The 16247-nt window shown below is 32.9% G+C and carries 18 protein-coding genes; 15 read left to right on the forward strand and 3 right to left on the reverse strand.

Annotated elements, in window-relative coordinates:
* The first annotated feature begins 19 nt into the window (after window positions 1-19).
* The 14 genes from EG348_RS01390 (at window position 20) to EG348_RS21585 (ending at window position 10680) form a co-directional block, all read left to right on the forward strand.
* Window positions 20-949 carry a hypothetical protein gene (locus tag EG348_RS01390; RefSeq protein ID WP_123979990.1) on the forward strand — a complete coding sequence of 310 codons (930 nt, stop codon included), beginning with the start codon at window positions 20-22 and terminating at the stop codon, window positions 947-949.
* Window positions 950-980: 31 nt separating this feature from the next.
* Window positions 981-1523 carry a GNAT family N-acetyltransferase gene (locus EG348_RS01395; RefSeq protein WP_123979992.1) on the forward strand — a complete coding sequence of 181 codons (543 nt, stop codon included), beginning with the start codon at window positions 981-983 and terminating at the stop codon, window positions 1521-1523.
* A 91-nt stretch (window positions 1524-1614) separates the two neighbouring features.
* The gene (locus EG348_RS01400; RefSeq protein ID WP_123979994.1) at window positions 1615-2199 is read left to right on the forward strand and encodes a TetR/AcrR family transcriptional regulator; all 585 of its coding nucleotides are present in this window, start codon (window positions 1615-1617) and stop codon (window positions 2197-2199) included.
* 75 nt (window positions 2200-2274) lie between these two features.
* Window positions 2275-3012 (forward strand): SDR family oxidoreductase, encoded by a 738-nt coding sequence (locus tag EG348_RS01405; protein ID WP_123979996.1) that lies wholly within the window; start codon window positions 2275-2277, stop codon window positions 3010-3012.
* A 375-nt stretch (window positions 3013-3387) separates the two neighbouring features.
* Window positions 3388-4365 (forward strand): SDR family oxidoreductase, encoded by a 978-nt coding sequence (locus EG348_RS01410; protein WP_123979998.1) that lies wholly within the window; start codon window positions 3388-3390, stop codon window positions 4363-4365.
* A 266-nt stretch (window positions 4366-4631) separates the two neighbouring features.
* On the forward strand, window positions 4632-5441 hold the full coding sequence (locus tag EG348_RS01415; RefSeq protein WP_123980000.1) for a helix-turn-helix transcriptional regulator: 810 nt from the start codon (window positions 4632-4634) through the stop codon (window positions 5439-5441).
* 81 nt (window positions 5442-5522) lie between these two features.
* A complete protein-coding gene (locus tag EG348_RS01420; RefSeq protein WP_123980002.1) occupies window positions 5523-5762 on the forward strand; it encodes a hypothetical protein in 240 nt (79 codons plus the stop codon).
* Between the two features lie 120 nt (window positions 5763-5882).
* Window positions 5883-6929 carry a tetratricopeptide repeat protein gene (locus tag EG348_RS01425; protein ID WP_123980004.1) on the forward strand — a complete coding sequence of 349 codons (1047 nt, stop codon included), beginning with the start codon at window positions 5883-5885 and terminating at the stop codon, window positions 6927-6929.
* A gap of 409 nt (window positions 6930-7338) precedes the next feature.
* A complete protein-coding gene (locus tag EG348_RS01435; RefSeq protein ID WP_123980006.1) occupies window positions 7339-7707 on the forward strand; it encodes a hypothetical protein in 369 nt (122 codons plus the stop codon).
* A gap of 27 nt (window positions 7708-7734) precedes the next feature.
* On the forward strand, window positions 7735-8271 hold the full coding sequence (locus EG348_RS01440) for a hypothetical protein (RefSeq protein WP_123980008.1): 537 nt from the start codon (window positions 7735-7737) through the stop codon (window positions 8269-8271).
* Between the two features lie 78 nt (window positions 8272-8349).
* Window positions 8350-8718 carry a hypothetical protein gene (locus tag EG348_RS01445; RefSeq protein ID WP_123980011.1) on the forward strand — a complete coding sequence of 123 codons (369 nt, stop codon included), beginning with the start codon at window positions 8350-8352 and terminating at the stop codon, window positions 8716-8718.
* A 23-nt stretch (window positions 8719-8741) separates the two neighbouring features.
* Window positions 8742-9248, forward strand: a complete 507-nt coding sequence (locus EG348_RS01450; RefSeq protein ID WP_123980013.1) for a hypothetical protein — start codon at window positions 8742-8744, stop codon at window positions 9246-9248.
* A 226-nt stretch (window positions 9249-9474) separates the two neighbouring features.
* Window positions 9475-10251 carry a DUF6348 family protein gene (locus EG348_RS01455; RefSeq protein ID WP_123980015.1) on the forward strand — a complete coding sequence of 259 codons (777 nt, stop codon included), beginning with the start codon at window positions 9475-9477 and terminating at the stop codon, window positions 10249-10251.
* Between the two features lie 279 nt (window positions 10252-10530).
* On the forward strand, window positions 10531-10680 hold the full coding sequence (locus EG348_RS21585; protein WP_164463237.1) for a hypothetical protein: 150 nt from the start codon (window positions 10531-10533) through the stop codon (window positions 10678-10680).
* Window positions 10681-10741: 61 nt separating this feature from the next.
* On the opposite strand, the gene EG348_RS01460 is transcribed toward EG348_RS21585, so the two are convergent.
* The 3 genes from EG348_RS01460 to EG348_RS01470 form a co-directional block, all read right to left on the reverse strand.
* On the reverse strand, window positions 10742-11668 hold the full coding sequence (locus EG348_RS01460) for a malate dehydrogenase (RefSeq protein WP_123980017.1): 927 nt from the start codon (window positions 11666-11668) through the stop codon (window positions 10742-10744).
* A 138-nt stretch (window positions 11669-11806) separates the two neighbouring features.
* Window positions 11807-12358 carry a biliverdin-producing heme oxygenase gene (locus EG348_RS01465; RefSeq protein ID WP_123980019.1) on the reverse strand — a complete coding sequence of 184 codons (552 nt, stop codon included), beginning with the start codon at window positions 12356-12358 and terminating at the stop codon, window positions 11807-11809.
* Between the two features lie 25 nt (window positions 12359-12383).
* Window positions 12384-14573 carry an ATP-binding protein gene (locus EG348_RS01470; RefSeq protein ID WP_123980021.1) on the reverse strand — a complete coding sequence of 730 codons (2190 nt, stop codon included), beginning with the start codon at window positions 14571-14573 and terminating at the stop codon, window positions 12384-12386.
* A 547-nt stretch (window positions 14574-15120) separates the two neighbouring features.
* On the opposite strand from EG348_RS01470, the gene EG348_RS01475 reads away from it, so the two are divergent.
* Complete coding sequence (locus EG348_RS01475) at window positions 15121-16233, forward strand: porin (RefSeq protein ID WP_228414816.1); 1113 nt, start codon at window positions 15121-15123, stop codon at window positions 16231-16233.
* Window positions 16234-16247: the final 14 nt, after the last annotated feature.

The raw sequence follows: 16247 nt of genomic DNA on the forward strand, positions 1-16247 counted from the left end.
TTAAAACCATTATAATCAAATGAAACTCAAAAGAACTCTTATATTTATTTTAATTACAATCAGTTACTCTCTATTTGCATTCCCTATTTCTCCGATGCCATTAAGAAAATTGATCATCGAAGCTGAAAATATTGTTTATGCTGAAGTAGTAGATATAAAGAAAAATAAAGCTGCTATATCTAATGATAATTGGTTTAAAGACCATGTCGCAGTTCTTAAAGCAAATGAAGTTTTAAAAGGGAAGATTACAAACACTCAAATTATTGAAGTCTATTTCAGTCCGGATATGTCTTGTCCTGCTCCCGCATATTATGAAAAAGGAACATTTACATTAGCATTTTTAGATAAAAAAGATACAGACAATACATATTCTACCTACGCTCTTTCCTATGGTTCTAAAACTTTAGATAAAAAAGATTATTCTATTTATAGAAGTAGAATTCTTGAAATGAAGAATATTTTAACCATTAATAGCGAAGAAGAAAAACAATCTAAAACTGTTGATTGGCTGGTAGAATGTGCATTAGAAAAAGTGACAAAATGGGAAGGAACTTATGAACTTTCTCCTGAAAGTGACTTTATGTCTTTTTACGATCAAAATCAAGATACTTTTGTGAAAAAATTTCAACTGAATGATATTCAAAAAGAAAAATTAAGAGCAAATTTTTTCACAGAAAAAACCTTAGAGTATGATGACTTGGGGTTGATAGATCTAATTGTCAAGCCGAATGATAAAGAATTACTTGATCTTTTAATTATTCGTTTTAAAGAAAATTATAAACAAATGTATTTTGGAAATTCTTTTTTCATGTCCAAAATTGTAGAATTATCAAAGAGAGAAGATCTCAAACAAATTTTAAAAAGGAATGAAGATCTTGATATGTTTGCTAAAGACTATGATAAAAAATCAACAAAAATCACACACGAATTTATCGAAAAACTTGAATAGATTATTCTTATTTTTGATGATTATATACTAGATGTTCGAAATCAAAAAAATAGAAAAACTCACCTCCAACCCAACACTCAATTGGGGATTTAACGGATATGAAACCGACAAAATCTTCTCCGTTTCAAGCATTGAAATCGGGAATACTTTTGAATTTAATTTAAGAGAAAAAAATCAACATTACAGGAAAATATGGGAAACCAATTCCGATGATATTGATGAGCTTAATACAATTATTAAGCAAGGCCATTCTTTCGGAGCATTTGAAAATGAGGAACTGATTGGTTGGGCTATCTGCGATTTCAGAGAATGGAACAACAGTCTTTCTATCGAAAATATGTTGATCAGTGAGAAATTTCGAGGACAAAATATCGGAAGATTATTGATTAAAAGTGTCAACCGAAAAGCAAGAGAGCTACAATGCCGAATCGTAGAACTGGAAACTCAGAATACCAATTATCCCGCCATCAAATTTTATCAGAAAGCAGGTTTTCAATTTACAGGAATTAATACAAAACTCTATAATGACTCCTCAGAAACGGCTTTGTTTATGAGTTACGAAGTTCTTATGTAAACTTTATCGACAAAAACTATAAAAGATATTTTAAATTTAATTTTGTACTAATTGGTACAATCATATACCTTTGTCTCATCAAAATAAGGAAATGGCAGGCAGACCAAAAATATTCGACGAAAATCAGGCAATTGAAAAAGCGACTGAGGTTTTCAAAAACAAGGGCTATGACACAGCCTCTGCAGACGAATTATTGAATGCCATGGGAATCGGAAAAGGCAGTTTTTATCTGGCTTTTAAAGGTGGAAAACAGGAATTATATCTTCGCTCCATCAAACAGTTTTCAGATCTTTTTCATCAAAAATTATCTGAGGGAATTGCAAATTCTGACAACGAAATAGAATTTATCAAACAGTTATTTTTAGGATTAGCCAACGGTTCCGGCTGCGATAAAGAACGAGGATGCTATTTAGGAAATGCATTGGTTCAGCTTTCTGAAAAAGACGATGAAATAAAAAAAATTTCAGCAGAAATTTTAAAAAATCTACAACACCTTTTTGCTGAAGTCATCAATAAGGCACAGAAAAACGGACAATTAAAAAGTACTGAAGATCCTGAAATTCTAGCTTGGCATCTTACCAATCTCTGGAACGGAATTCATGTTACAAAACGTATGGAAAATTCAGCCAAAACTCTTACATCAATGATTGAACTTAACTTAAAATTACTCGATTAAAAATTTTTTATCAAATTTTGTACTAAACAGTACAGTATTAAAATTTAATATATAATTAAACAAAAACAAATTATTATGAACATTACAGACAACACAATTTTGATCACTGGCGGAGGTTCAGGAATCGGTTTAGAAATTGCTAAAGCATTAAGTCCGGCAAATAAAATTATCATCGTTGGAAGAAACAAAGAAAAGTTAGACACTGCAGCGAAAGATTTAGAAAATATATTCACTATTCAGGCTGATATTACGAATGAAAGTGATGTCAACAGATTATTCGAAGAAGTAAAAACAACTTTCGGTGGGTTGAGTATTTTAATCAATAATGCAGGAAATGCTTACGTTTACAATATTGCAAATGACGGAAATGCACATGATAAAGCTGTGGCAGAATTTACGACCAATTATTTTGCGCCAATCAGACTTTCCGAGAAATTTCTTCCTCTGTTAAAAGAGCAAAACGAAGCGGCAATCGTTAATGTTTCTTCAATCGTAGGCTTTGTTCCGGGATCTCATCTTCCGACGTATTCAGATTCGAAAGCAGCACTTCACTCTCACACCAGATTGTTGAGATACGAATTAGCGAAAGATACCAACGTAAAAGTTTTTGAATTGATGCCACCCTTGGTTGCCACAGATTTCTCCGCAGAAATTGGAGGTAAAGAAAACGGGATTCCGGCTTCCGATGTTGCCAACGATCTTGTAAAAGCACTTCAGGAAAATATTTACGAAGTTCGTATTGGGGACACAGATTTATTATACACCAATTTTTTTGCAGCTACAGAAGGAGCATTTGCTACTTTTAATAATTAATAAAATACTACAGAAAACTCCTGTCGATTAGTTCGGCAAGTTTCAATATATAAATTTCATAGACGAGCTGGCGTAATTTTTTTGCGCTGGCTTTTCTATTTCTTTTTTTCGATACTTAAAAGCAGTTGAATATATATTCTTCTCGTTAATTAAGCTGATTTAACAGATGATTAAATTAAAAAAACTGCGCTATCTGTGAGATCTGCGGAAAATTATTATATAAAAACTATATTTAAATTCTGTTGATTTATAAAGTTAATTCATTCAACGATACTAAATCATTTTTCTGATCCCCACAACAAACAAAAATTGAACTCCACAACAAAACCTTAACCTAAAATAAACCCCAACTTTGTACTGTAAAATTTAAACAAAATGGAAAACTTACAGACAAAGAAAATAGTTTTGGTAACAGGAGGTACAGGATTTTTAGGTGTTCATACTATTCTTCAATTATTGCAACAAGGGTATGATGTGAAAACGACTCTTCGTTCACTAGCAAAAAAAGACACCATTCTAAAAGCATTGCAAGAAGGCGGAATTACAGATTTTTCACATCTTTCATTTATTGAAGCCGATCTTACGAGCGACAACAATTGGGATGAAGCTGTAAAAGGTTGTGATTATGTCCTTCATGTGGCATCGCCCTTCCCTGGTCAGGATCCGAAAGACGAAAACGAACTCATCATTCCTGCAAGAGACGGTGCTTTGCGCGTTTTGAAGGCATCGCGTGATGCGGGAGTGAAAAGAGTGGTTTTGACCTCATCTTTTGCGGCGGTCGGTTACAGTAAGAATATTGCAGACCATATTTTCACGGAGGAAGACTGGACGGATGCCAATACAGAACTTCCGGCTTACATCAAATCAAAAACCGTTGCAGAAAAATCTGCCTGGGAATTTATCGAAAAAGAAGGCAACGGCTTGGAGCTGACGGTCATTAATCCTGTAGGGATTTTCGGTCCTGTCATCGGCGGAATCACTTCTGCTTCGTTAGATATTGCTGTTTCAGGGATTCTAAACGGCACGATGAACCAAACTCCGCCTTTCACGATGGGCGTAGTAGATGTGAGAGATGTTGCAGATATTCATATCAAAGCAATGCTTCATCCGAATGCAGCAGGAGAACGTTTTATTGCAACTTCAGACGATGTGATGAGCTTTTACGACGTTGCCGAACTGTTCAAAAAAGAAAGACCGCAATACGCTTCCAACATTCAGAATTTAGAACCTATCGGCAAAGAATTTTACAAAGAAATGTCAAATAAAAAAGCAAAAACCATCTTGAACTGGACTCCAAGAAGCCGTGAAGAAGCTTTATTGGCAAGTGCAGACAGTTTGATGGTAAATCTGTAAATTTGTACGACAAGTCATTGTAAAACCAACAGTTAAACTTTGTCAAACTTAAATCGACATAGGAAAATGGAGCGTTAAGAAGTGAATTCTGTGAACGTTAAAAAAATTCTACTGTTTGAAGCGCGGGACAAATATTGAAATGAAAAAGAGATATTGAATCCGCGTAAGTTTTAGAATTTTTAGAGAACAGAATTCATTTTTAGCGAAAGTTTCCAGGTCTTGACTTTTTGTTTCTTTTGTGTCAAGACAAAAAAAAAATAATTAAAATGAAATTCAACAATATACAATCCTGTCATTTAGGTCCCGAAATTTCACCGGAACAGTTTATTCCTGAGCATTTCTTTTTGTTTTTGCTTAAAGGTTCGATGGTTTCGTACGATGGTTACAGACATTACACAATGAAGCCCGGCGATTATTGTATTACGAGGAAAAATCATTTGGTTCGTTATACAAAATACAAGGAAGACGGAAATTTTGAAAAAGTAATCATTGCTTTTGATGAAGGATTTTTAAAGAAATTTCTGGAACGCCATCCTTATCATGCCGAACCAACGGACAATAACGATTCTTTTCTGTTCATTAATGAAGATAAACTGATCAGGAATTTCATCCAATCCCTGGAACCTTATTATAACGGAACCGAGCAGTTGTTGGATGATACTTTTGTTGATATAAAACGTGAAGAATTATTGATGATTTTACTAAAAAACAATCCTGATCTGAAAGATATTTTCTTCAATTTTAATGTTCCGCATAAAATTGATCTGGAACTGTTTATGAATCATAATTATAAATTCAACATCAGCTTGGAACGTTTTGCTTTTATGACGGGACGAAGTTTATCGACTTTTAAAAGAGAATTTAAAGCAATTTTCAATACCACTCCCGGAAAATGGCTGATGAATAAACGTCTTCAGGAAGCTTATTTTCTTTTGGATAAAGAAAACAAAAAACCGACAGATATTTATGTTGATCTTGGTTTTGAAGACCTCTCGCATTTTTCTTTTGTTTTTAAAAAAGAATACGGAATTGCGCCTTCGGAGCTCAATAAAAAACAGTTCTATAATAATCTTTAATATTTTAATTATTAAATCACTTTAAAGTGTATTAAATAATTTACTATCTTAGTAATCAACAAACTAAAAATAGTAATCAATATGAAAAATTTAAAGAAATTAACGAGAAAAGATTTAGTATTAATTGGTGGTGGTGATACAGCATATGGATTTTGTGATGAAAGCGGCTATTGCCCACCGACATTTCCAAGTAGCGCATCAACATATTGCATCAACGGTATTTGCTACAGAACGACTTCCGGAGGAGGCCCAGGTACAGGATGTCATGAGCCACAAAGATTCTGTCAGGAATGGGAAACCGGATGTGGGTGTGTTTATTAGATAAAAATTTTGTCAGATATCTTGAGAGTGGTTTTTACCGCTCTTTTTTAATATATTAAAATTAAACGATCGTAAGTTTTATAAAAATTATGCATCTTTGAAAAAATTTCAAAACCAACCATGAAAATTTCAACTTATACTTTAATTACTCTACTTTCTCTTCAATTCGTAAATGCTCAAAAACAAACTTATAAATGTGAAAAAATTTATGATGCAATAAAATTGGTAGACGAAAAAAAGTATAATGAAGGAATTGCAATGCTTAAGGAATGTGAAAAAATTGATCCAAAAGCCTACACCTATCCTTATGAAATCGCCCTTGCTTATACCTACCAAGAAGATTATAAAAGTGCAATTTCTCAACTGGAAAAAATAAAAAACTACGATAACATAGAGTCCAATTATTTTGCATTGCTGGGAAATAATTATGACTATTTAAACAAACCAGAAGAGGCAATCAAAATCTATGACGAAGGTCTTAAAAGATTTCCAAATTCCGGAGAACTTTATTTAGAAAAAGGAGTTGTACTTGAGTTTGAAAAAAAATATTCTGAAGCCGTAAAGAGCTATGAAAAAGGAATTCAGGTGGCCCCTAACTATCCTTCAAATTATTACAGAGCTGCAAATCTTTATCTGAATTCTGATAATAAATTAGCTGGATTAATTTATGGTGAGGTATTTCTTAATATAGAAAGAACAACTGATCGTACAAAAGAAATGAGCAAAAAGCTTTATGATTCTTATAAAAATGCTATTATATTTAAAAGTAAAAATGAAAAAGAAATTTCAATTTGTAAGTCTGTAAATATTGATATTAATACATTAGAAAAAGACAAAAAACTCCCCTTTTGTATGATATTTGAAAAAAACTTTATTTTGTCATTATTAGATGAAAACGAATTTAGCCTTGATAATTTATCTTCTATCCGAAGAAAATTTTTAAAGGAATATTTCGCCAAAGACTATAAAGACTATCCGAATATTTTATTAGATTATCAAAAAAAGATGGAAGAAAATAATGTTTTTGAAGCTTACAACCATTATATCTTTCAGATGGGCGATCCTAATGCTTTTAGTACATGGCAAAAAACAAATCAGTCTGCTTACGATAAATTTGTTGATTGGTATACAGATGATAAAAATGTTTTAATATTAAAAAATAACTAGGTTAAATAAATTAATAAGCTCTATCCAACGGTAGAGTTTTTTTTGGCTACATAAAAAGTAGATTCGGCTACACACGATTTTTCAACAATCCTGAACTTTGTTTCAATAAAAATCAAACAAAATGAAAATTATCGTAACGGGTTCGTTAGGAAATATCAGCAAGCCACTGACAAAAGAATTACTAAGTAAAGGACATGACGTTACCGTTATTGATGGTTAAGGAATATTATTAATTGTTTTTTATCTATACTTTATAATAAAAATAAGTCATTTTTAATTTTTCATTAATAATATAACATCAATTTGGTTTTAATAGTAATAAATCAGATAATAACATTCTTTATCACTAATAGTTGATATAATTAATATTTTAGTTACTTTTATAGCGAACTAAATACTAATAATCATTATGAAAAAAACATTTTTGTTTGCTGCTGCATGTTTTCTGTTTCTTACATCATGCAATAATGAAAGCATTCCAACTATGGCTCAGGAAAACCAAACGGCAGAAGCTGTTCAGAATTTTAAACGAGCTGTCATCACTTTCAACAACAACAAAGATCTTCCAATGTTTGAAGAAAGACGCAACAAGAAAGCTCCATTTCCCGAAATGAGCGAACAAAGAAAGGATATTCTGGTTCCTGCCGCAAAACATCTCATCAAATCAACAGGAATAAAAGATGAACAAATTGAAAAAGTGACCAACGGTGACAAAGCAAAGATCATTGCATGGGCGATGGAAGTTTTCCAGAACAACTATTCAAATTCTTCTTTATAATCTTTAAAGCTTTAACAACAAATCAATATGAAAAATATCTCATTATTCCTTTTATTATTAATTGGAACTTTCGCATACGCTCAGATAGGAACCATGACAATCTACAATTTTTCTTCACAACCTGTTAAGTACAGACTTGTAGGTACAAACGATAACAGTTATCCTATCGACTGCCAGCCAATTGTTGAAGGATCTTCTGCATCATTTTTAGCCCCAGCAAGTACAGTTATCTATTCACAATATAATTCAAGTCACCTGCCGGTACCTTCTACAGCCCCAGCTATCAACCAGTGGGCAGTAATTTCTGATGCCATAGGAATTCCCGGTCAGACTTATAACGTATCAGGAGGAACTACTATTCCTCCAGTAATTACATCTATTACATCTTGGCAGTCTATTGACCTGCAGTTCGCCAATGGAGAACATATACATCTTGGAAGAGATTGTGGTTTTGTTAGTAGTAATAACGGGGCTTTCAGCGGCAGTACTCCAAGCAACATCCATGCAACATGGAACTATGTAGGTGCTTCTACCAGTGGGAATGTTGTAGTCTTCATTAATTAAATACCAATCCATATTTCAAGATAATATAAAATCAGATTCTAAATTTTATCTCATCACAAACCTAAAATTACTAATACTATGAAAAAAACATTTTTGCTGGCTGTTGCATGCTTTATTGTCATGACATCATGCAGTAACGAAAACATGCAGACCGTTGCTCAGGAGAACCAGACTGAAGAAGCGGTTAATAATTTCAAACGTGCGATTACTACTGTAAACAATTCTAAAGACCTTCCGGTAACTGATGAAAAATTCAACGCTGAATATCAATCTTTTCAGATGAGTGAGCAGAGAAAAGACCTTCTAATGCCTGCTGCAAAGCATCTCATTAAATCGACAGGAATAAAGGATGAACAAATTGAAAGAACAACTAATGGAGATAAAACAAAGATCATTTTATGGGCGATGGAAATTTTCCAGGATAACTACAAAAAATCTTCTTTATAACCTTTATGTTTAAACAAATCAATATGAAAAAAATCTCATTATTCCTTTTATTATTAATCGGAACTCTAGCATATTCTCAGGCAGGTACAATGACCATTTATAATTTCTCCTCTTCCACTGTTAGTTACAGGCTCGTAGGTTCACAGCTCAATGCTTTGCAAATTGACTGTCAACCGGTCGTTACAGGTTATTCTGCAACGTCATTGGCTCCTTCAAGCACCGTGACTTATCCATCGTATAATACAAGTCATCTGCAAAGTCCTGCTATTAATGAATGGAATGTAATTTCGGAAGAAATAGGTATCCCAAGCCAAACGTACAATGTGGCCGGAGGAGCAACCATCAACCCACCCATAACTACTCTAACAGCCTGGCACACTATTGACCTGAATTTTCCCAACGGCGGATATATCAATCTCGGCATACATTGTGGAGGTGCCGGCACCGGAATATTCAGTGGATCAACCACAGGCAATATCACAGCAACATGGAACATGTTAGGAAACAACGTTATCGTATTTATTAACTAAGATAGATTTCTTACATATATACTATTAGGCAGATTCATTTTTTGAGTCTGTCTTTTTTTATGGAAATTTAAAAACATCAGATCTCAATAGAAATAATTGGATATAATAAACTCTTTTGAATAATAAATCATTCCCCATTCTTAATGATTAATAATTTTCGATTATAAAAAATCTTAGGTAATTATTTCCTTTTCAATTTGTATTTTTAAAACCTAAAAAAATAAGCATGGGATTCTTCGATCTATTCAAGAAAAAAAAGACTACAGAAAATACATCAGTTCAGGAAACAAACCCAACTAATGAAAATATTTCAACACCTCAACAACAAGTACCTAACAATAATGTTTTCCTCCTTGAAATTTTAAAAGATGCCTTGGAAACAAATGGCTATAAAGTTGAGAAACACACACAATATCAAGCTATAATCATAAATTCTGAAATCGAGATTGCAACAGCAATTATCGAAAATCCTAATTATCATCCATCATTAATACATTTGATGATTCTTACCATTCACCCGAAGTATTTTCCTGAAGGAATCGAAGAAAATATTGTAGGAATGGGAAATACTATAGAAGAAAAAGTACAATCTGTCCTGCATAATTATCTTACAACCACTTTTGAACCTATCATAGATAGTCTTACAGATTCTCATAATCCCGAACTTGATTTTGAGGTCAATAATATAACTTGGCACCCAAAATTAGGAAATATGGCATTGCAAGGAGATTGGAGTGATATTACTATTCCCGAAAACGAAGTTTTCTTTCATCTTTTAGAGGATAAAATCATCCAAAAATTGACTAATAATAAACTAAATTGGTTAAAAATTTACATTTCAAAATCTAATGACAAAATTGAAGGAGAATGTTTGTTAAATAATGAATGTTGGAAAGAAGGATTGCAAATTTTAACTAATTATATTCAAAACGTTGAAACGCTAAGTGATTTTATTGGAATAAAACAGTTCATAATGTTTAGAAAATGTGATGCAAGTGAGTAAAACTTTAAACCTTATCATTATTTTACTATTTCTTAGTTTGTTTTCCTGTAAAAAGCAGATTAATCATACTTCTAATTTTGAAAAGGAAATTATTTCAAACGTTTTGAAAAAATTTACTATGATTAATAAAATTTAGAAAAAGTAAGAAAAGTAGACCTTAATGAAGCCCAGAAACAGTTATTTCCAAAAACAAATTCAACATTTAATAAGGAGATTCATAACCTTATAAAACAGTTAGACCTTACCCCCAATGAATTTGGATTATTATATGAAGAACTCATGAAAAAGATGAGATATAATCAATATTATCTAGACAGTCATAATGGAAAAATCTATGAAATCATTAATAATTCTAAGAATTACAGAGAACTTAATTTCACTATAAAAACTTATACAATTGATTATTTTTCTTATAATTTATCATTGTAAATAATCTGAAAATAAAAAACCGCATCTCATGATGCGGTTTCAATATATAAAGTCTAATAAATTAAAACTTCAAATCACCATTCACTTCTCTTACTGCATTAGCAGCTTCAGCGAATTTCAATTGCTCGTCAGCAGTCAATGTGATGTTTACGATTTTTTCTACTCCATTTTTTCCGATGATAGCAGGAACACCAAGACAGATATCATTTTGACCGTATTCACCTTCAAGCATTAATGAACAAGGGATCATTTTCTTTTGATCACAAGCAATTGCCTGAACCATTACAGAAACAGCTGCACCTGGCGCATACCAAGCAGAAGTTCCTAATAATTTAGTAAGAGTTGCACCTCCTACTTTAGTTTCTTCGATTACATATTTTTGTTGCTCGTCGCTAAGGAATTCAGTTACAGGAACACCGTTTCTTGTAGCCTTGCTCAATAGAGGAAGCATACCGGTATCACTGTGAGCAGCGATTACCATTCCATTTACGTCAGAAATTGGAGCTTCTAAAGCTTCAGCCAATCTGTACTGGAATCTTGCAGAATCCAAAGCACCACCCATTCCGATGATCTTGTGCTTAGGAAGACCTGAAGTTTTGTGTACCAAATATGCCATAGTATCCATTGGGTTAGAAACCACAATGATGATAACTTCCGGAGAATGTTTTACCAAGTTTGCAGTAACGTCTTTTACGATTCCTGCATTGATACCGATTAATTCTTCTCTAGTCATTCCAGGTTTTCTAGGAATCCCTGAAGTGATAACCGCTACATGAGAACCTGCAGTTTTGCTGTAATCTCCTGTTGTTCCGGTAATTTTGGTATCGAATCCGTTAAGAGATGCTGTCTGCATCAAATCCATTGCCTTACCTTCCGCAAATCCTTCTTTAATGTCTACTAAAACTACTTCTGAACAGAAGTCTTTCATTGCGATGTATTCTGCACAACTCGCTCCTACAGCGCCTGCACCTACTACAGTTACTTTCATAATGTATACTTATTTAAATTTATTTGTTGTTTAGTTTCAATTTTTTGACTCCCAAATTTAACAATTCCTGAAAAATTGAGCAATCTTTCAGGAATTTATATTATCTACAATGTAAATATTTATATTTTTTGGAAGATCTTAGTTTACGTTCAGTAAAAACGTGTATAACTTTTTAGCCCCTGATAATACTTCGTTATAGTTTTCCTCAGTAACTTCCGTATCTAAAACCTCTTTGAAATTTTTCCACATTGGCCCTGTATTTTCCTGATAGCATCCAAAGAAATTGAACGTTACATTATCGAAACCTTCCGTTTTAGAAAGCTGTTTTGCGATCACATTTCCCCCCAAAGTAGAACCTTCGATTACGTACATTGCTCCTAAAGCCTCATAATCGTTACTGAATTCAAGATCATGAGAAGCATTTTGATTTTCCAATGATAAGCTTTGAAGATCTTTCTCGATAAGAGGAAGTTTTTTTCTTTGATTCAATTGAAGTTTCTCAGAAAATTTATCAGAAAGATTGCTGAATATTTTGTTTTCGGAATGAAGCAACATCAAGTAATTGGTATTGATGATCTTTTTATAATCTTCTAAAGTGAAAGTCTTATTAAAAATTTTTTCAGAATTAAAAAGTTTTTCAGCTGCATCGTGATATTCTGCAGTGTTTTGTTTAAGATATTCAGATACCATAATAAGGTTTTAAAGTTTCTCAAATTTAAGGTTTTTTGAACGTTAAATTGAAAGAAGTTCCATCTTTATTGCTTTCATAATCAACATTTCCTCCAATTCTGTTCATAATCCTGTGAACAATGGAAAGTCCTACTCCATTTCCTTTAAATTTCTTGGCATTATCCATCCTGTTGAAAATTTTAAACATCTTGTGCTTATCCTCTTCAGGAATCCCGATCCCGTTATCTGAAATTTTATAAATAACACTTTCTCCCTCTTCAAATCCTTCAATTTCAACTCTTGGCTGATCCTGTTGTGATGAATATTTTACCGCGTTATTAATGATATTTAAAAATGCCTGATGCATCATTGTTTTATCTGCCAAAACTTCAGGACAGTCTTTAATAATGATCTCAGTTCCCAGACTCTCAAAAGTTATTCTAGCATTGTCTGAGATTTTTCTGATGGTATGAGCCGGATGTAATATTTCAAGCTCAATTTCGCTGTGTTTTGCACGGCTCAGTTGCAGAACATCGTGCATCATTTCAGCCATTCCATCGATTTCTTCGATGATGGAAGTCAGTTTATTTTTATTCTTATCCGTTTTTTCAAAATTGGAAAGCAGCATTTGAGCATTAAGCTTCATCACAGTCAAAGGTGTTCCTAGGTCATGAGAGATGGTGTACGAAAAACTGTCAAGCTCTTCATTTACTTTTCTCAACTGATTATTTAGCTCTTTGATCGCATTGTATTGTTTATGGGAAGTTTCAAGAATCACATCACGAACGGCCTGTACCGCGCTGATGTTCCTTGAACTCCACCTTCTTGAATTTCCTTTAATATTTTCCGTGAAAGTCTGAAAAGAAGTTCTTGGAGAAATAATATGTTTTTCTTCACCGTTTTGCGAGAAAACACCTATTTTCTTTTCGGGATTTCCTGCCCAATTGATATGTTCATCAAACTCTTTTCGGAACCAGATGAGCATTTCGTTTTTACTTCTTTCGATAAAATAAATGATGATTCCTGCTGCATTTTCATTTAAGCCTAATTCATCGCCATATTCCTTAAGGAAGCTACGGTTTACATACATACTTTCCTCGGTATTCTGATGTGCCCAGTTAATAATTTTATTAATTACAGAACGTTCGGCTGTTATACCGTCCTTCACGATATCATCATCTGAAACAATGACCAAACCATCTGCTTCAGGCAATTCTCTGATCTCTTTTTTATTTTCAACCAAAGAATCAAATAAAGTATTATGTTTTAAAAAATCAGATTTCAGATACGCTGATTTTCCATTCAGACCAATACGGTATTCAAGTTCTTTTTTAGATTTAAATGAAGAATAAGCGTTTGAAGCCAAAGCTGTAAAAATCCCTGCCTGTACCCTGTCTTCAAGGTCAATATGTCTCGCCTCAGAATTCTGACAAGTCACCAATCCCCAAAGCTGATCATCAATAATAATAGACACACTGAAACTGGAAGATGCTCCCGAATTTTTGATATACTGCCCATGAATAGGTGACATACCGCGTGACCCCGTAAAAGTAAGGTCTATAATTTCATGAGTTTTACTCAGAATAGGAACCGTTTCGGAATACACATCACTGAAAATTCTTTTCCTTTTCTTCATGTATAATTCCCTTGCCTGTCTCGGAATATCAGATTCTGGATAATGAAGCCCCAAATAACTTTCTAAGTTTTTATTTCTTCTTTCTGCAATTACTTTTCCTGAACCGTCTAACATGAATTTATAAACCATCATTCGGTCATAATTCACAATTTTTGAAAGTGTACTTAATAATTGCTCCCAAATTTCCTGCGCATTATCAATGATGTAAAAATTATCATATTTATTCGAAATACGTTTGTTCGGGTTTTCTAAAACTTCTTCAAACTCAAGAAAAATATCGTTTTTACTTCTGAAAACAGAAAAATGATATTCCTTTTCATCAACGAAAATTTTATCAAAATAGGTTTCGTTTTCTCTTCTTGTAAATTTATTTAATGAATGATAGATGTCAGAATCAATGATACTTTTAAAGCTTTCAGGAAAGTCTGTGATCTTCTTGCCAAAAAGAAATTCAACATTCTCAATATTGAAAATGTTGGAAATATTCTGGCTAAAAAAAGTAATGGAATGAGATTCTACATCGATGCCAATCAGATACCCAAAACTTTGTATATACCCAGGAATATGTATGGGCTCTTCATGACAATCTACAAAATTCATATAATTCTTTAAACTATCAAATATAACGAAATTTTTAAAGCGATATTATTTTGTGGTATCAAATCTTTAAAACGTTAAAGCATCGTTAAATTCGACATTCCTGTATGTAAAGACATCATCAAATTAGCTCAAAAAGCTTTCCATATTTCGCTTTTATATCCCCATTTTATTAATAATATACTAAAAATCTAAAGAATAATGGTTCTAAATTTATCATAACTGATTATTCACATGAATCCCACATTAACAATTGAAAAATTTGTGTTAATTAAACAAAAATTAGTAAATTTATATCACCAAATAAAGAAAACACTTAAATATTAATCGAATATCTCACAACTTCAATTAATTTTTAAGTCAATCAAAAATTACATGATATGAAAAAATTCCCACTTATTTTCTTTCAGGATAAAAGCAAATCTGATTATTAAGATCAAAACACTTCAAATCCCCAGGACTTAATTGTCTTAATAAACAATATTATTTATTAAACACAAACAATATGACCTTTTTTCAATCAAAAAAGAGAAATCTGCTATTTTGTTTTATGCTATTCTGTTTCTCAGCAAATGCACAGATACCGGATTCTACAAAAACCAAACAGGAGGAAGACAATGTAAAATATCCTCAACTTCAGATCAAAGGTCTTTTTCAGGCGCGTTATCTGGTCGGCATGAACAAAGATGTTGATGTAAACGGACTACATCATGCTGATGGTTTGAGAACCAACAATAATTTCATGGTCAAATATATGAGAGTTCAGGTTCGGGCGCAGATCAGCAAACGTACTGAAGTTGTCGCACTGGCCAATTTAGCCGATTTCAAAAATGATCCTAAAAGCAGGGTGTTGGAAAATGCTTATTTAAAATACACTTTCAATCCTAAATTAGCCTTTACTGTTGGACAGTTCAGACCTTGGTTTGGGATTGAGGAAACCTACCCTATCGACATTATCAAATCGTTGGACTGGTCAAACCAATACACAGAATTTGGAAAACTGGGCTGGACAAGCTTCCAAATCGGACTTTCTGCCACAGGACAACTTGAACTAGGTAAAATACCTTTCCAATATGCCGTTTCGGTCGTTAATGGAAACGGTAAAAATCAGGTCAACGACAATGATGACGGAAAACAATATTCTACAAGACTGGTTTTTGGTTTAGCTAAAAAATACAACCTTAATTTAGGTTTAAATGGAGGTATTGGCGAGGTTTTCGGCAAAAAAATATATGCTGTAGGAGTTGATTTCAACTCATTGATGAATTTCGGTTCAAAATGGAGCCTTGACATGCAATTGGAAGGAAAACAGGCGACCAATCATCCTTTATATTTTGCTGTTGCTCCCGAATTAAGACCTGACAATCCTGATGAATATTTGATTCGTGGTGTTTATTTCCTTCCGAATTTAAGATACGAGGTCAATCACAAAAATTTAAGTGCCTTCGAATTGTCATGCCGATATGAATATTTGGACACCAATTTTAGAGTTAATTCAAATCCGAGACAGACGATAACGCCAATGTTCGGTTTGGAATTTTTGAAAAACTATGGCGCCAGAATTCAGCTTGGAGTGCAGTTCGACCGTTACAAACACAGCATTGCAAACACCACACAATACAATAATAATCTATTCATTGTTCAGGTACAGAGCAGATTCTAATTAAAACATTTACG

The organism is Chryseobacterium sp. G0201 (assembly GCF_003815655.1).
Classification (GTDB): Bacteria; Bacteroidota; Bacteroidia; order Flavobacteriales; family Weeksellaceae; genus Chryseobacterium.

Excerpts from the sequence above, each read along its gene's own strand:
- EG348_RS01415 (WP_123980000.1), top strand. The coding sequence starts at position 4,632 with ATGAAATTCAACAATATACAATCCTGTCATTTAGGTCCCGAAATTTCA.
- EG348_RS01470 (WP_123980021.1), bottom strand. The coding sequence starts at position 14,573 with ATGAATTTTGTAGATTGTCATGAAGAGCCCATACATATTCCTGGGTAT.
- EG348_RS01425 (WP_123980004.1), top strand. The coding sequence starts at position 5,883 with ATGAAAATTTCAACTTATACTTTAATTACTCTACTTTCTCTTCAATTC.
- EG348_RS21585 (WP_164463237.1), top strand. The coding sequence starts at position 10,531 with ATGAAAAAGATGAGATATAATCAATATTATCTAGACAGTCATAATGGA.
- EG348_RS01420 (WP_123980002.1), top strand. The coding sequence starts at position 5,523 with ATGAAAAATTTAAAGAAATTAACGAGAAAAGATTTAGTATTAATTGGT.
- EG348_RS01410 (WP_123979998.1), top strand. The coding sequence starts at position 3,388 with ATGGAAAACTTACAGACAAAGAAAATAGTTTTGGTAACAGGAGGTACA.
- EG348_RS01465 (WP_123980019.1), bottom strand. The coding sequence starts at position 12,358 with ATGGTATCTGAATATCTTAAACAAAACACTGCAGAATATCACGATGCA.
- EG348_RS01460 (WP_123980017.1), bottom strand. The coding sequence starts at position 11,668 with ATGAAAGTAACTGTAGTAGGTGCAGGCGCTGTAGGAGCGAGTTGTGCA.
- EG348_RS01445 (WP_123980011.1), top strand. The coding sequence starts at position 8,350 with ATGAAAAAAACATTTTTGCTGGCTGTTGCATGCTTTATTGTCATGACA.
- EG348_RS01400 (WP_123979994.1), top strand. The coding sequence starts at position 1,615 with ATGGCAGGCAGACCAAAAATATTCGACGAAAATCAGGCAATTGAAAAA.
- EG348_RS01395 (WP_123979992.1), top strand. The coding sequence starts at position 981 with ATGTTCGAAATCAAAAAAATAGAAAAACTCACCTCCAACCCAACACTC.
- EG348_RS01450 (WP_123980013.1), top strand. The coding sequence starts at position 8,742 with ATGAAAAAAATCTCATTATTCCTTTTATTATTAATCGGAACTCTAGCA.
- EG348_RS01475 (WP_228414816.1), top strand. The coding sequence starts at position 15,121 with ATGCTATTCTGTTTCTCAGCAAATGCACAGATACCGGATTCTACAAAA.
- EG348_RS01435 (WP_123980006.1), top strand. The coding sequence starts at position 7,339 with ATGAAAAAAACATTTTTGTTTGCTGCTGCATGTTTTCTGTTTCTTACA.
- EG348_RS01455 (WP_123980015.1), top strand. The coding sequence starts at position 9,475 with ATGGGATTCTTCGATCTATTCAAGAAAAAAAAGACTACAGAAAATACA.
- EG348_RS01390 (WP_123979990.1), top strand. The coding sequence starts at position 20 with ATGAAACTCAAAAGAACTCTTATATTTATTTTAATTACAATCAGTTAC.
- EG348_RS01440 (WP_123980008.1), top strand. The coding sequence starts at position 7,735 with ATGAAAAATATCTCATTATTCCTTTTATTATTAATTGGAACTTTCGCA.
- EG348_RS01405 (WP_123979996.1), top strand. The coding sequence starts at position 2,275 with ATGAACATTACAGACAACACAATTTTGATCACTGGCGGAGGTTCAGGA.